The organism is Rossellomorea sp. H136 (assembly GCF_056838065.1).
On the sequence record NZ_CM166371.1, the window covers coordinates 2,901,996 to 2,915,448 of the forward strand.

The following is a 13,453-nucleotide window of genomic DNA, read 5'->3' on the forward strand; positions in this document are numbered from 1 at the left end:
CCTATTCTCTAATTCCTAGTCTTTTTCTTAATTCAGCATCTACTGCATAAAACCATGAACGGCCACTTGCTCCTGAACCAGGTAAGTTTTCAATAGCTACTTTATATTCATCTAATAATTCTTCGTTTGACTTTTGGCTGTAATCCCTCAAATCTTTCACCCCCCTTGTACCTGTCATCATCTTCCAAAAGACTCAAGGTAGATTTATGATTTTAATAAATTAAGAGACTTTTCTTGGAATCCAGTTTTCGATGTAGTTAATAGCTGATAATAATTCTCTTTTCTTTACATCCTTATAGCTTGCAACGCCGAATCGGTCCTTAATTTCACGGTGAAGCTCACGGAAGAGTTTTGGTCTAGCTTTTGAATCTTGCTCTAGCTCGTAAACTCTCAAGGCAACCCCTTTTTGTAATCGACGTTGTTCCCCACTGGTTAGCGTGATCTGTTCATCAACCTTTGTATTTAGTTGCTTAATTTGATCCTGCATGTCATCAACCTTTTCAGCCGTTTCGGCGGTTAATTTGAGCGATTCAATTAAAGCTCTTCGCTCATTCAGCACCTTGACATTTGAATATTGACCGGTCTTTCGGATCGAGGGCAAAACTTCTTCAGCAATCCAGTCGCTAAATATCTCAGCTTCCTGTTTTCGAGATTTAAAAATGAGTTTGTATAATCCTGGCTCGTTTACTAACAAAGCTTGAGTTTTATAATTGGAACCGGTCTCGGTTAAACCGATAGTGGTTTTGAACTTTGGATTGATCCTGGCAACTGCATCAGATACATTTCTGATTTCCAAAATGTCACATACATCTTTGGCAACGAACCAATGTTCATCCTGGTGTTCGATTATTCGTACTTCCTGATTTCTGAAATCAAAAACTCTTTGTAATTCGTTCATCATATAGCCTCCTCAGAGTATTGAGATTCTTTTTGTAAAATCCATGAGTCGATGGCTTCCCGGGTAAATAGGATTCTCTTACGGACTCTAAAGTGTGGTATTTCATTTTGTTTTACCATGTTGTAAATGGTGTCCTGGTGAACTCCCAGGTATTGAGCTACCTCCTGAACCTTTAAAGTTCTTCTAAGCACTGTTTCCACTCCTTTCATCTATTTTTTCTGGAAGGTATTTCCTCACTCTGTGTCGAATTATGACTTTGGAAGGAGGTGGAAAAATATGAATATGATCTCTGTATCTTCATCCAATGTTGCAGCCATTGGTTATGATGATTCTATTAATCAACTTTATGTTCGTTTTAATGATGGTGGGCTATATGTCTATAGTGGTGTTCCCCATTCCATTTATCAGGGACTTTTATCCGCAAGTTCTAAAGGAACTTATCTTCACCGCTATGTTAAAGGAACTTATAGTTACAGAAGAGCTTAATCAATGTTAATTAGAATAGTTGCTGGTCCTTCGATTTTTTTAAAAGTTCCTTGAGAAATGATTTTTACTTCTCGGTGGGGTGGAATATAGATTGTTTCCACTCCTTCTCTTTTGGATAGCTGATCAGATATATTTTTAGTAGAGATTTGTTCCAGGTTCATCACGATCACCTCCTTCGATTAATTAACCAGTAGCCTGGTACCGCAGCGTCCGCAGAAGTAAGCTTCCGGAATGTGTATATCATTACCGCATTTTCTACACATGCTGTGTTTGGTTTCATTTTTTAGTGGGGGCATTGGGTCCTCCTTATGCGGTATTTGGCCTTGGTAACGAATCGTTACTTTTTTCATTAAAAAAAATTGTCCAATCAAAACCAAGAGTCTTTCCTATTGATTGAGCTACTGGAACACTTGGTTTTCTATTACCTTTTTCGATCATTGTATAGTATGACCTTTCTATTTTTGCTTCGGTAGCAACGTCTAATTGGGTTAATCCTTTTGCTGTACGGATTTCTCTTAACCAAGTTCTCAAATTATCACCTCGCTTTTGTAACGATTCGTTACATTTATAATAGTATCACTTTGTTACATTGTCAACAGATAAGCCGAAAAAAGTTTCGATTCGTTACACTCTCTTTGATGTAACTAACTGTTACTGTAAAATATATTCTAGAAGAGAGGTGATCCCTTGTTCGCTGATAGACTTACATATGCAAGGAAAAAGAAAAATTACACTCAACAAAGAGTTGCGGATTATTTAGGTATTACAAGACCGGCATACACAGCTTATGAACGGGGTAGCCGACAACCAGACTATGAAACCCTTAGTAAACTTTCCGAGTTTCTTGAAGTATCAATTGATTACTTGTTAACAGGAAAAGAACAAGAAAATACAAGCGCAGAAATGTGGAAAGAGCTATTAAATCCAGAGAAACAAATTTTCTTTAAGGATTTAATGGATGCTCCAGAAGAGAAAATTGAAGAGCTTATTCGTTTTTGGGAATTCATTAAGGAGAGAGATAAAAAATAACACGCTTAGGCGTGTTATAATTTTCGAGTTTTAATGGAGTGTTTACTCCATTATTACATAATTTTATTTTATACCAGGAGGAAAAACGGATGAAAAAATTCTTTAAAATGGGATGTCTTGGGATTTCAGTCTTATTTTTAATAGTCATTATTGCCCTTATTATTGATATCGGAAATGGCGATGAGCAATCTTCAAATCAACCCAAAGAAGAGAGCAAAGAAAATAATATTAAGGATAAAACGAAAGAAGATGCAAAAAAAGCAAAAAATAAAGAAGTTAACACCGATGATGTCTACACTTATGAAATAAGATCAGAAATTAAGGAAATCACTAAAGAGTTTGATAGCATATGGACTGAAAATTGGCAGTCACCCTGGGAGAAGATTTCTAATGCGAATGGTCAACCTGATATTGTTAGTTTAAAAGATGACATGGAAATCGTTAGCGAAAAGTATAGTGAACTATCAAAACGCATAAGTGCAATTGATTCCAATTCCATCAACCCCGAGTATCAAGAACAATTGGAAGAATACAGAATCAATATGTCTTCGGCTGCAAATTACAGAGGAAATGCTGCTAACGCTATCTTACAAGCAATTAATGGAGTAGCAGACCTTGAATCCAGATTGGAAGAGGCTAAGAAATCCGTTGAAATAGCTGATCAAAAGATGTTGACTGCATTAGTATCCATCACAACAATAGAAAGTAAACTAGGTTTACTTGAAGAAAAAGATGAATAATGCCCTCTTTGGGCTTTTCTTTTCACTCATAAACCGAACATACATTCGCGTAAAGGAGATGTAATATGACATTTTTCACATCTTTGGTAGATGACTGGATTCAAGAATTTTATTCTCGTCTCGGTATTTACCATCCTCATCAACTTGATTTTTTGGAGATAGCAGCAAGGTTAGGTCTGTATGTACATTTTCAAAAATTCAGCAGTCGAATCTATGATGGAGAAATTATTATTGATGAAAGACTTTCCCCACAGGAACAATGGGAGGATTTTGCTCATGAACTTTGTCATCTATACCGACAGGATGGCAACCAGTTGGCTATGAACAAGGAGTATTTACTATTTCAAGAAGCAAAAGCAAAAAACTTCTCTCTTTATTTTTGTATACCTACTTTCATGGTTCTAAGATACGAAATCAGTAATTTCTTAGATGTAGAAGCTGGCGTCCCATTCATATCAAATGAATTCGGTGTTACAGAAGCGTTTGCCCGCGAAAGATTAAGGCAATTCAAAAGAAAGCTCCTCCAAGCAAAATCGGATGAAGAACATCGAAAATATATGGAAGCTATGTACCCAAAGGCAGGACCATATTCAGAAGAAACGAATGGGACATTGGACAAGCTTCAACAGATTATCAATAAAAGAAAAGGAGTGCACCAATAATGCCGCAACAGAGAGTTTATAAAGAATACGTGAATGAAAAGCTTGTTCCCTACTGGTATGTTCTTACCTTCCAAGCAGGTGAGATCATGTGGGACGATGACCATTACTTCTTTGAACCAATTTCCCCATTCGAACATGTTGAAAGATGTCAATTTGATGATTCAATCATAAGTACATCAATCTATATGAGGGATTTTATAAGGCGGCAGGATTCCCCACACTTATTAGGTCTAAATTTAATCAGGATGAAAGAACGGATTCAGTTATTGGGCATTGACCCGTTCCTAGTTCGTCAGTTCATTGTCTGTTCTGAGGATTTAAATGAGGTGCTGCAGCTGCTACCGAATGAAAGAACAAAATCTTTTATGTTGATGAGGTGATTACTTGGCAAGCATTCAAAAAAGAGGAGATAACTCATTTTTGTTAGTTGTTGAAAGTGGTTATGATTCAAAAGGTCGTCGTCTTAGAAAGACAAAGACGATACGAATCCAGGACCAGGCTTTACTGAAGACAACCAAAAGGTTGAATGACTATCTTCAGTCTGAATTGATAAAGTTTAAATTGGAAGTAGAATCAGGCGCTTACATCTCTCCTGATAAGATGAAAATGGAACAATTTATCAAAGAATGGGAAACGAAATTTGCTATTAAAAACTTGGGCGAAAAAACTCTATATGAACAAGTATCTTTAGCAAAAAATCATTTAATACCTTCAATTGGTCATTTAAGGTTGGATCAGATAAAGACTATCCATGTAATTAATTACTTGGATAATTTAACATCTGAAAATAGCAGAAAAGACGGTAAAGCTGGCGGTCTTTCGGATTCAACTATTTATCAAATTGATAAAGTATTAAGAAGCATCTTCAATCGAGCAGAAGAATGGCAACTTATAAAAGAAAGTCCAATGAAAAAGATTAAAAGGCCAAGAATAAAGAAAAAGGAAATGAATTATCTTGACGAAAATGAAGCAATCCGTCTGATTGATGCTCTACAAAATATTAGCCAAACCTGGAGATTATATTTTTTAACTGCGATGATTGGTGGTTTGCGTCGCGGCGAGATCATTTCCTTGGAGTGGCCAGATTTGGATTTTGAGAATAACCTTATACATGTTAATAAAAATATACCTATGTTCAAAAACAAACAGCCTGTTATAAAGGATACTAAGTCAGGCTCTACAAGATTTGTTTCCATGCCCTCTTGGTATATGGCTGAACTAAAAGAGTACCACCATGAATGGAAAAAAGACAAGTTAACGATGGGAGAATTGTGGGAAGGCGAAGACAGACAATTCATTTTTCATGGCGGTGTAGGGATCCCCTTCTACCCTCAAACAGCAACTGGAGAATGGCAAAAATTTAAAAAGAAATTTGGGTTTGAAGGGATTAGACTTCATGACCTTCGTCACACCATGATTACTCTACTCATCGAAGAAGGGGTTAACATCAAAGCAATCCAGGAACGAGCTGGTCATTCGAGTTCACGAATTACTACAGACGTCTACGGACACATCACAAAAAAGGTCCGAGATATGACAGCTGAGAAGTTCGAAAAATTCAAACCGTCAACAATTCGTCAACAAGCCGAAAATTAGCATTCCTCCCCTTCCTCGAAAACCCTTTTATATCAACGTTTCATAGGCAATAAATAAAGGGGCAAGGTGTTTTCGTTCCACCCTGCCCCGAAGGAAACCTATTCGATTATTATTATTCTATCATAGTTTCATAAATGAAATCATGTAAGGAGCTCTAAAATTTTATTTTTATAAATTTTTTTGATAGCTCAAACACCTCTCTGATCCCGACTGCGACCATTAAGAAGATGTACAGGCTGAGTGACAAGGATAAAAAAATGCCTCTACTTAATAGAAGCATCCTTCATATACTATGCTAATTGCTTTCTGCATTCTTCCGCACATTCAAAACAGGCTTTTGCGCAGTCCTTACAATGCTGTTGGTCATGAGAATTACATACTTTTCCACAAGCATCACAGATTTCTGCGCAAAGGACCAGAATTTGTTGAACAAATTTACTGCTTCGCTGCATGGCATTAATTGCATAGGAACAAATATCCGCACATTCCCGGTCCAGCTCAATGCACATCATCATTGCTTTTTCTTCCTTAAGGGATGCATGATAGCATACATTACATGCTTCCAGACATCGTTGTAAAGCCGTTAAACATGGTTTGTAACCAGCATTCATCATCTCACCTCCACAAATGTCCCTTATTAGCGTACCCAAATGAAAAAAAAGGATTACTATGCAGTAAGAAAATAATCACTGTCTACATACCAAAGGAAAATAAGAAGCCAATCCAGTTCTTCGCTATATGTTTCATAAAAAGAAACATAACTATGGTGATAGTCAAAGAGCTTTTGAACACTTTGAGGGAGATATCCTTTTTGTAAGGATAAATAATTTTTTTTATTATAATTCAAGATCCATCGTTTGTTTCCTTTATAAAGGATAATCGTGTCACCCTCATCACTTCGCCATTCAATAGCAGTAGAGCTTTGGTATTTCAAGTGAAAAACCATTGCTGCTCCGCCCTTATCGATTTTCATGGTTCTGCTCCATTTTAAGAAAGGTAGCGGGTGCTTATGTTTTCGGTGAAGCATATAGTGTTTTGGGTTATTGATCAAGGACGTCCTTTGAATAAAGTATTCTGACCATCCATTCGTTTTTAAGTAATAGGAACCTTCTTTCGTCTGAACTCCGACTAATGAATGCCGGGATACAGGTATTTCTTCATATAATAATCGGTTCGCTTTCTTTAGCTCCTTCTTCATACTATAACTGAGATATAAATTTGAACACGCAGGTATAAAGATTAACAGGGGAAAATAATATAACTGTTGGGTCACAATCAGCATTCCTACACCTATGAGAAAATACATGATACTGCGATATAGCAACGTATATTGTTCATTTTTGTAGATTTGATAGAGGTTCATGAAATGCTCGTCCTTTCAAGGAATCTCTATCATATGTATGTGAAAGTCCCTTAAATAGACCAGTCAAATAGAAAAAAGCCAACGCTTGCAGAACCCTCAATAAAGAGATGAGAAGACTTTCTGTCATTTGTTGGCTTATATGTTATGAGTGCACTGGAGTGGCTGAGGGAATCCATTCCATTATTTTTTTATCTTTTGCCTCTGCATCATGATAGCCTTGCCAGTACAATTCGTCCAGCTTTTGTGGATTTTTTTCAATACGGCTTACTTTTAATGGATGTTGAGGTTGAATGATCAGGACATCCCCATTCTTTTCTCTCGTTTCTAATTCCTTGATTGTTTGATTGTAACGCAAGTAACGGTTCATCATCGTTTTATGTAATTCAGGATATCGAGGATACTTCCTTTTCACAAAGAAAGAAAATCGTGAAGGCTTTTTAAAATAACCCCTGTTTCTAGTTAGAATGACTACATTTTTCTTAAACCCGTCCTGCTCAGCTTTTTCGATGGGAACAGGGTCACTTATTCCTCCATCTAGAAGATGACGGGATTCAAATTCAACGATCGGAGCGACGAATGGCAAGGAACTTGACGCACGGATAATCGTAAGAAGCTCCCCTCCATAGTCTCTTCTTGAGAAATACGCCGGTTTCCCTGTATGACAATCAGTGGTGCCGACAATAAATTCCGTTGAATTAGAGTGAAAAGCTTCAAAATCAAAAGGGACCAGTTTATTTGGAATTTCATCAAACACGTAATCCATTCCAAATAACTCTCCTGTTATCAAATAGTTTCGCCAAGATAAATATTTCGGATCACGGATAAAGTCTATATTCACCTTTTTATTGCGTCCATTTTTTTGCTTAGATGAATAGGATGCTGCATTACATGCACCCGCAGATACTCCGACAACATAAGGAAACTCAATGCCTCTTTCCAGGAAGTATTCCAATGCTCCCGCCGTGTATATCCCTCTCATTCCTCCACCTTCGAGAACAAGGCCTGTGTTTTCAACCAACATCTTCTTTTCTACCTCCCTAATGATGCAAGAATTTTCGTCACCGGTATCGAATAAACGACTATATTTCCCCAAAAACTAGTAAGAATGTGTACTAATCTGCTCACTGATCAAGCCACTTATTGATTTCATTCTTGACGATTCCGACTCGGTCTCTCATTCATCATTCTCCACAGGAATAAGCTTAGCGCCACACTTTTTTTCATAGAATTCGATGGGTCCAGCTTCTTTTAATACTGCGTACATATACCCTTTCTCTTGCATGCACTGTAATGCATTATATAGGAGTCCTATTCCCACTCCTTTATGACGAGTGGCATGGAGAACCCCCATCGGTCCGTAAATCCCTTTTTTATTTTTATACACATCAAATGCTGCAAATCCAATTAATTCACCTTTTTCTTCCGCTTTGATAATCGGGATGAATTCTTCTGATGATTGAAAGGCCTGTAACAATGTTTTTGACCAAGACTCTCCAAAATGCTCCTCGACCCATAACACTAGTTCTTTTTCATCTTCAGCCTGTACAGGGCTAATTTGGAAGTCAGGGTCCACATCATATCTCCAATCCTTGTTCAATAAATAAACAGTCAGATCCCGGGCTGTAGTAACAGATCGGATAATCCTTTCATGAGGTATTGGATTAAGTTCTTTTTGCAGCTGATGGTATTCTGGTAGATGGGTGTAAAACGCTTTAATAATATGACCTTCGTTTAAAAACGTTTGATTGTATCTTTTCATAACTTCAATCGAGGTGTTCCATATTTTTCTTGCGTGTGTTGATAATGGAATGGAAAAGCGATCAATTCGTTCTGTATCAGAGGGCTCCGAAGGAATGATACTAAATATGTTTTCTATTTGTTTCATATAGGGTTCAATAATGAAATACATCTCCCTTAAAGTACCTTCTTTTACGTGAGCTGCTCCTAAATACAGATCCATGCTTTGTATGCTTGTATGATGATTCCTTTCGGCAATCAAATGAGCATTTTGAATCAATTTGTTTACTTTATGAGTGTATTGAAGTTCTATCATGCTGCCCCCCTCCCTTCTATTACCATTCGACATGAAAAAAGGTAACCCTTTGACTCAGGGTCCGTCCCTCCTAGGTGCTGTAAGTAGTAATGTGCAGCTTCATTACGGCTGATGATATAAGGAATACAGCTTAGTCACTTCCGTTTTAACGGTGTCCATTAGGGAAGGAGGAGATATGACCCTCGCCTGACTGCCAAAATTTAATATCCAGTTCACCAGTCCACTACTGACACGGGCTTTTGTTGTTAGAATAAAATGGTCTTCACCATCTCTTTGAATGTCTACATCCTTTCCGAACTTATCGATGATCACATTGATGAGGTGGTTTTGTAATGAAACTTTAATCCATTCTTCATCACCAGCAAACATATGAAAGGTGGATTGTACATACTTAGATACATCAAAGGGTTCGTATGGGAAGGTTTCAGAAAGGGTTTCTACATTCCTTAATCGATCCACACGGTAGTGGCGGATTTCGTCCGCTTCAAAAAAATAGGCAATGAGATAGTAGAAGTCATTTGCCCATGAAAGGGCATAGGGCTTCACTTTATAAAACTTTCCATCATGGCTTAAGTTAAACTGTTTCTTCACATCGTATCGACCATATTGGAATGTAATCATTCTACGTTCTGCTATTGCTTCGTGAATATCATGGATAGCGAGGCGAATATAGGGACTTTCACTTTTAATGGAGGAATCGATTTGAATTTCATTATGCAGCTTTTTCCCTTGATGAAGACTTGTGAGCTGCTTTATTTTTCCAGTCAGCTGTCTCGTTTCCTTTTTTGATATGAATTTGGCCGAAACAACTGCATCGATGAGCATGCGAAGTTCATATAGCTCGAACAGACGATATTGATGACTATAATATTTAGGCAGCCCTTCTTTTTCCTGGTTTATGGTGACATCGAAATTATTTCTGATAAGATGCTCAAGGTCGTCTTTCAATGAATTCTTGTTCAATTTCACGTCAGGGCCAAACATTTGCTTAAAACGCAGAATAATATCATCCAAACTTAACTCATGATCCTCATCGGTTTCTTCACTCAAAATACCCATCAACCTAAGCACTCTCTCTTTATTATCTACCCTCGTCATTTTGACATGCTCCTTTCGGTGACAGACCTATCCTTCTAAACGGAAAGACATTTTTATAAAATTATCAATATTCCGATATTTTTGTCAACACTTTATTTCTAAAATGCTTATTAACAGAAAAAAAGAACCCATGAATGCTCATGAGTTCCCAGCTGCTATTTAAGTAATCGAAAGATCGTCGGAATTCTATAATGCTCTCCCTCATAGGCTCTGATCGCTCCCAATATCGTAAAGATCAAGGCCAGGACCCCCACGACAGGTGCCAGAACAAATCCAATCAGCACCACCATCAAAATGGTGCTTACCAAACCATAAACGGCATATGAAATAAGAAAGTTGAAGTATTCCTTTCCATGAAAGTCCACAAACTCTGATTCTTCCTTTTTGATAAGCCAGATGATCAATGGTCCAATGAATGCTGTGAAGAAGCTTAATATATAAATAAGAGCTGCCATCATTCTTTCATCTTTTGTCGGCATATTGAAATTCCTCCTTTTCACTGCTCACCCTAAATTAGAGTAAACAGCAGTTTGATTCTATCCTCCTCTATATTTACGTTCATTCAGTCAGAAAGTTTCATCCAATCACGTATTTTTTTACAACCCTTAAAGAGAAATTCATCAAACTTCAGGACAGTTCTCATGAAACGTGAAAGGATGGAATATATGTTAAAAAGAGGAGTTTGTCCTTAGTGGATTTGAAGAAAGGTAGTGGTGGATTTGAATAAATTTGAAGCCTTTATTCTGGGAATCATACAAGGTTTAACAGAGTTCCTTCCAATCTCAAGCACAGGTCACCTTTATCTCGGAAGGCTTAGCTTTGGCTTGGAGGAAGCTGGACTTTTCTTGGATACAATGCTTCATATCGGAACATTGATCGCTGTTCTCGTTGTGTATCAAAAGGAACTTCTCTACATGCTGAGGCACCCCTTTAGTAAATTATCGTGGATTCTCATAATTGGGACTATCCCGGCTGTAATCGTTGGTTTTTTGTTCGAAGATTTCTTCGACTCAATCTCAAAGTCGGGTTCCACCATAGGATGGGAGTTTCTTGCAACGGGATGTATTATGTATTTTGCAGATGGAGTGAAAAATGGTTATAAAAAATTGGATGATCTTTCTTACACAGATGCAGTGGTAATCGGGAGCTTTCAAGCAGCAGCCATATTTCCGGCATTATCAAGATCAGGCTTAACCATTGCGGCAGGTTTATTCAGGAAACTGGACAGGGAAACGGCTGCTTATTTTTCCTTTCTTCTCTCTACCCCTGCCATAATCGGAGGAATCGTGCTACAAGGAAAAGAAATGATAGGAGGAACTGTTGAAGCGGTTTCTTTTTCAAGTTTAGCCATCGGAACAGTAAGTGCCGCAGTGTTTGGATATTTTGCCATCCTTACGATGGTAAATTTCTTGAAAAAACACTCGCTAAAAATTTTCTCTTACTACGTGTGGGCGTTAGGGCTCTTGATTCTCTTTCTTCAATACTCAGGAATCATGTAGGAGGAACACGATGAACCATGAAACGATTTTACACATCCTGACACAATTAACTGATCTGGGTTACTTAGGAATCGCACTTGCTCTCATGATAGAAGTGATTCCAAGCGAGCTTGTATTAAGCTATGCAGGCTTTATGGTGAATGCCGGTAAGATATCTTTCATTGGAGCTTTCCTTAGCGGTGTCATTGGAGGCACACTTGCACAACTATTTCTCTATTGGCTTGGCTACTATGGTGGCCGCCCCTTCTTCGAAAAATATGGAAAGTATCTTCTTATTCAGCAAAAGCATTTAAGTGCTGCTGAAAAATGGTTTGATAAGCATGGTACCATCGTCATTTTCACCGCTCGATTTATTCCGATAGTCCGTCACGCCATCAGTATTCCGGCAGGCATCACCCGCATGCCTCTCTCTACTTTTAGTCTTTATACCTTTGCAGCCATGCTTCCCTGGACATTATTGTTTATGGTCATCGGGATGGAGCTTGGTACTCATTGGGAGCACATAGAAGTAATCGGAGTACGTTATATTAAGCCTTTGGGTGTCATTGCGGTGTTAGGAACATTTCTCTATCTGTTTTTTTCCTATTGGAGAAACAAAAGGAAGGAATAACTTCTTTTTTTTCATAAAATTGTTTAAAATAAGAAGGAAACAAGGCCCACGAAAGGATTACCTATGAATTCCATACTATTAAAGAACGCAACCATATACCCAATCACATCAAAGCCCATACAAAACGGCTCTGTACTCATAAAAGACGGAAAAATTAAACAGATATACTCACATAGCGTAGAATCATCCCGGGAAGTTCCAGTGTATGATTGCCTGGGGAAATTACTTTTCCCAGGTTTCATCGACTCCCATACCCACCTTGGATTATACGACGAAGGCACAGGGTGGGCAGGTAATGATGCCAATGAAACCATCGAGCCCATGACTCCTCATATCCGTGCATTCGATGGCGTTTATCCATTGGATCCCGGTTTTAAAGATGCTCTGAAGTACGGTGTCACAACGGTGAATGTCATGCCGGGGAGCGCAAATGTCATCGGTGGTACGACTTCTGTGATCAAAACCTATGGCTCAACGATTCGTACGATGCTCATAAAAGAAACCTCCGGATTGAAAATTGCCCTGGGGGAGAACCCGAAGCGGATTCATAGCACCGGCAACAATGACTCCATTACAAGAATGGGCATAATGGGAATGCTTAGAGAAGCATTTTTCTCAGCTAAATATTGCGATCAACCTGAAGAGCTCAGGGTTGCACCTTTAGTATCGGCTTTAAAGCGTGAAATCCCGGTTCGGATACATGCTCACCGTGCTGATGATATCCTGTCTGCGGTCCGTTTTGCCGACGAATTCAATTTGGATTTACGTATCGAGCATTGTACAGAAGGCCACCTCATTTCTGAGGAATTTCATGGTAAGAATTTAATGGTTTCAGTAGGGCCAACCTTTACAAGAAGATCAAAAGTAGAGCTTAAAAACAAAAGCTGGATCACATATCAAAAACTAACGGAAGCTGGTGTCGAAGTATCCATCACGACAGATCACCCATACACTCCCATTCAATACTTAAATATGTGTGCGGCTATCGCTGTTCGTGAAGGATTGGCAGAACATAAAGCTCTTGAAGGCATCACCATCCTACCCGCCAGAAACCTTGGTGTATCTGACCGGATCGGTAGTATCGAGATAAACAAGGACGCAGATTTAGTTCTTTGGAGCCACCACCCATTTCATTTTATGGCAAAGCCCATCATTACGATTGTGAATGGAGAAATCGCTTATCAAAACATGTAGAAATTTGTTAAAAATTTTCATCAAAATTTAGCATTTTACCTATTTCCTTTTTGAGATATTTCGTATATGATACAAATGGATAATATATTTCCGATTACATTGTTCTAAAAAAGCGATCTATTATTATATAGAGTGATTGTAATGAAGGGAAGGCAAAAGGTGCGCCACCAGTTTCTTGACTGGTCTTAGTGGGTTCGATTCCCACCCCGAAATTTTTTAGTTACC

The 13,453-nt window shown here is 38.2% G+C and carries 20 protein-coding genes; 9 read left to right on the top strand and 11 right to left on the bottom strand.

Annotated elements, in window-relative coordinates:
- Position 1 precedes the first annotated feature (1 nt).
- The 3 genes from ACYH0O_RS14740 to ACYH0O_RS14750 form a co-directional block, all read right to left on the bottom strand.
- Positions 2–151: a hypothetical protein gene (locus tag ACYH0O_RS14740; RefSeq protein WP_482629327.1), complete on the bottom strand. Its 150-nt coding sequence runs from the start codon at positions 149–151 to the stop codon at positions 2–4.
- A 69-nt stretch (positions 152–220) separates the two neighbouring features.
- Positions 221–901, bottom strand: coding sequence for a BRO family protein (locus ACYH0O_RS14745; RefSeq protein ID WP_482629328.1), 681 nt, complete (start codon positions 899–901; stop codon positions 221–223).
- Positions 898–1,089: a helix-turn-helix domain-containing protein gene (locus tag ACYH0O_RS14750; RefSeq protein WP_482629329.1), complete on the bottom strand. Its 192-nt coding sequence runs from the start codon at positions 1,087–1,089 to the stop codon at positions 898–900. The genes ACYH0O_RS14745 and ACYH0O_RS14750 overlap by 4 nt, the downstream gene beginning before the upstream one ends.
- A gap of 85 nt (positions 1,090–1,174) precedes the next feature.
- On the opposite strand from ACYH0O_RS14750, the gene ACYH0O_RS14755 reads away from it, so the two are divergent.
- Positions 1,175–1,384 carry a KTSC domain-containing protein gene (locus ACYH0O_RS14755; protein WP_482629330.1) on the top strand — a complete coding sequence of 70 codons (210 nt, stop codon included), beginning with the start codon at positions 1,175–1,177 and terminating at the stop codon, positions 1,382–1,384.
- Here ACYH0O_RS14755 and ACYH0O_RS14760 read toward each other — a convergent pair.
- Positions 1,381–1,545 (bottom strand): BC1881 family protein, encoded by a 165-nt coding sequence (locus ACYH0O_RS14760; protein ID WP_482629331.1) that lies wholly within the window; start codon positions 1,543–1,545, stop codon positions 1,381–1,383. The genes ACYH0O_RS14755 and ACYH0O_RS14760 overlap by 4 nt on opposite strands.
- Before the next feature lie 145 nt (positions 1,546–1,690).
- Positions 1,691–1,915, bottom strand: coding sequence for a helix-turn-helix transcriptional regulator (locus ACYH0O_RS14765; RefSeq protein ID WP_482629332.1), 225 nt, complete (start codon positions 1,913–1,915; stop codon positions 1,691–1,693).
- Between the two features lie 156 nt (positions 1,916–2,071).
- Here ACYH0O_RS14765 and ACYH0O_RS14770 point away from each other — a divergent pair, with 156 nt between their 5' ends.
- The 5 genes from ACYH0O_RS14770 to ACYH0O_RS14790 all read left to right on the top strand — a co-directional run bounded on the left by ACYH0O_RS14770 (position 2,072) and on the right by ACYH0O_RS14790 (position 5,411).
- Entirely contained in the window at positions 2,072–2,413 is a 342-nt protein-coding gene (locus tag ACYH0O_RS14770; RefSeq protein ID WP_482629333.1) for a helix-turn-helix domain-containing protein, read from the top strand.
- A gap of 89 nt (positions 2,414–2,502) precedes the next feature.
- Positions 2,503–3,153, top strand: coding sequence for a ribonuclease (locus tag ACYH0O_RS14775; RefSeq protein ID WP_482629334.1), 651 nt, complete (start codon positions 2,503–2,505; stop codon positions 3,151–3,153).
- Positions 3,154–3,218: 65 nt separating this feature from the next.
- A complete protein-coding gene (locus tag ACYH0O_RS14780; RefSeq protein WP_482629335.1) occupies positions 3,219–3,815 on the top strand; it encodes an ImmA/IrrE family metallo-endopeptidase in 597 nt (198 codons plus the stop codon).
- Complete coding sequence (locus ACYH0O_RS14785) at positions 3,815–4,195, top strand: hypothetical protein (protein WP_482629336.1); 381 nt, start codon at positions 3,815–3,817, stop codon at positions 4,193–4,195. Before ACYH0O_RS14780 ends, ACYH0O_RS14785 begins: the two co-directional genes overlap by 1 nt.
- A 4-nt stretch (positions 4,196–4,199) precedes the next feature.
- Positions 4,200–5,411 (top strand): tyrosine-type recombinase/integrase, encoded by a 1,212-nt coding sequence (locus tag ACYH0O_RS14790; RefSeq protein ID WP_482629337.1) that lies wholly within the window; start codon positions 4,200–4,202, stop codon positions 5,409–5,411.
- Positions 5,412–5,701: 290 nt separating this feature from the next.
- On the opposite strand, the gene ACYH0O_RS14795 is transcribed toward ACYH0O_RS14790, so the two are convergent.
- The 6 genes from ACYH0O_RS14795 to ACYH0O_RS14820 form a co-directional block, all read right to left on the bottom strand.
- Positions 5,702–6,025, bottom strand: a complete 324-nt coding sequence (locus ACYH0O_RS14795) for a four-helix bundle copper-binding protein (protein WP_482629338.1) — start codon at positions 6,023–6,025, stop codon at positions 5,702–5,704.
- Between the two features lie 53 nt (positions 6,026–6,078).
- The gene (locus ACYH0O_RS14800; protein WP_482629339.1) at positions 6,079–6,774 is read right to left on the bottom strand and encodes a hypothetical protein; all 696 of its coding nucleotides are present in this window, start codon (positions 6,772–6,774) and stop codon (positions 6,079–6,081) included.
- Between the two features lie 142 nt (positions 6,775–6,916).
- Positions 6,917–7,792, bottom strand: a complete 876-nt coding sequence (locus ACYH0O_RS14805; protein ID WP_482632579.1) for a patatin-like phospholipase family protein — start codon at positions 7,790–7,792, stop codon at positions 6,917–6,919.
- 156 nt (positions 7,793–7,948) lie between these two features.
- A complete protein-coding gene (locus ACYH0O_RS14810; protein ID WP_482629340.1) occupies positions 7,949–8,827 on the bottom strand; it encodes a GNAT family N-acetyltransferase in 879 nt (292 codons plus the stop codon).
- Between the two features lie 102 nt (positions 8,828–8,929).
- Positions 8,930–9,925, bottom strand: a complete 996-nt coding sequence (locus tag ACYH0O_RS14815; RefSeq protein WP_482629341.1) for a helix-turn-helix transcriptional regulator — start codon at positions 9,923–9,925, stop codon at positions 8,930–8,932.
- Between the two features lie 155 nt (positions 9,926–10,080).
- The gene (locus tag ACYH0O_RS14820; protein WP_426892023.1) at positions 10,081–10,404 is read right to left on the bottom strand and encodes a DUF4870 domain-containing protein; all 324 of its coding nucleotides are present in this window, start codon (positions 10,402–10,404) and stop codon (positions 10,081–10,083) included.
- 240 nt (positions 10,405–10,644) lie between these two features.
- Here ACYH0O_RS14820 and ACYH0O_RS14825 point away from each other — a divergent pair, with 240 nt between their 5' ends.
- The 3 genes from ACYH0O_RS14825 (at position 10,645) to ACYH0O_RS14835 (ending at position 13,228) form a co-directional block, all read left to right on the top strand.
- The gene (locus ACYH0O_RS14825; RefSeq protein WP_482629342.1) at positions 10,645–11,424 is read left to right on the top strand and encodes an undecaprenyl-diphosphate phosphatase; all 780 of its coding nucleotides are present in this window, start codon (positions 10,645–10,647) and stop codon (positions 11,422–11,424) included.
- A gap of 10 nt (positions 11,425–11,434) precedes the next feature.
- The gene (gene uptA / locus ACYH0O_RS14830; RefSeq protein WP_482629343.1) at positions 11,435–12,034 is read left to right on the top strand and encodes an undecaprenyl phosphate transporter UptA; all 600 of its coding nucleotides are present in this window, start codon (positions 11,435–11,437) and stop codon (positions 12,032–12,034) included.
- A 63-nt stretch (positions 12,035–12,097) separates the two neighbouring features.
- Positions 12,098–13,228: an amidohydrolase gene (locus tag ACYH0O_RS14835; protein ID WP_482629344.1), complete on the top strand. Its 1,131-nt coding sequence runs from the start codon at positions 12,098–12,100 to the stop codon at positions 13,226–13,228.
- Positions 13,229–13,453: the final 225 nt, after the last annotated feature.

Bases quoted from the DNA above. Each gene is read 5' to 3' on its own strand.
- ACYH0O_RS14745 (WP_482629328.1), bottom strand. From the start codon at position 901: ATGATGAACGAATTACAAAGAGTTTTTGATTTCAGAAATCAGGAAGTA.
- ACYH0O_RS14755 (WP_482629330.1), top strand. From the start codon at position 1,175: ATGAATATGATCTCTGTATCTTCATCCAATGTTGCAGCCATTGGTTAT.
- ACYH0O_RS14760 (WP_482629331.1), bottom strand. From the start codon at position 1,545: ATGAACCTGGAACAAATCTCTACTAAAAATATATCTGATCAGCTATCC.
- ACYH0O_RS14775 (WP_482629334.1), top strand. From the start codon at position 2,503: ATGAAAAAATTCTTTAAAATGGGATGTCTTGGGATTTCAGTCTTATTT.
- ACYH0O_RS14780 (WP_482629335.1), top strand. From the start codon at position 3,219: ATGACATTTTTCACATCTTTGGTAGATGACTGGATTCAAGAATTTTAT.
- ACYH0O_RS14785 (WP_482629336.1), top strand. From the start codon at position 3,815: ATGCCGCAACAGAGAGTTTATAAAGAATACGTGAATGAAAAGCTTGTT.
- ACYH0O_RS14795 (WP_482629338.1), bottom strand. From the start codon at position 6,025: ATGATGAATGCTGGTTACAAACCATGTTTAACGGCTTTACAACGATGT.
- ACYH0O_RS14800 (WP_482629339.1), bottom strand. From the start codon at position 6,774: ATGAACCTCTATCAAATCTACAAAAATGAACAATATACGTTGCTATAT.
- ACYH0O_RS14810 (WP_482629340.1), bottom strand. From the start codon at position 8,827: ATGATAGAACTTCAATACACTCATAAAGTAAACAAATTGATTCAAAAT.
- ACYH0O_RS14815 (WP_482629341.1), bottom strand. From the start codon at position 9,925: ATGACGAGGGTAGATAATAAAGAGAGAGTGCTTAGGTTGATGGGTATT.
- ACYH0O_RS14820 (WP_426892023.1), bottom strand. From the start codon at position 10,404: ATGCCGACAAAAGATGAAAGAATGATGGCAGCTCTTATTTATATATTA.
- uptA (WP_482629343.1), top strand. From the start codon at position 11,435: ATGAACCATGAAACGATTTTACACATCCTGACACAATTAACTGATCTG.
- ACYH0O_RS14835 (WP_482629344.1), top strand. From the start codon at position 12,098: ATGAATTCCATACTATTAAAGAACGCAACCATATACCCAATCACATCA.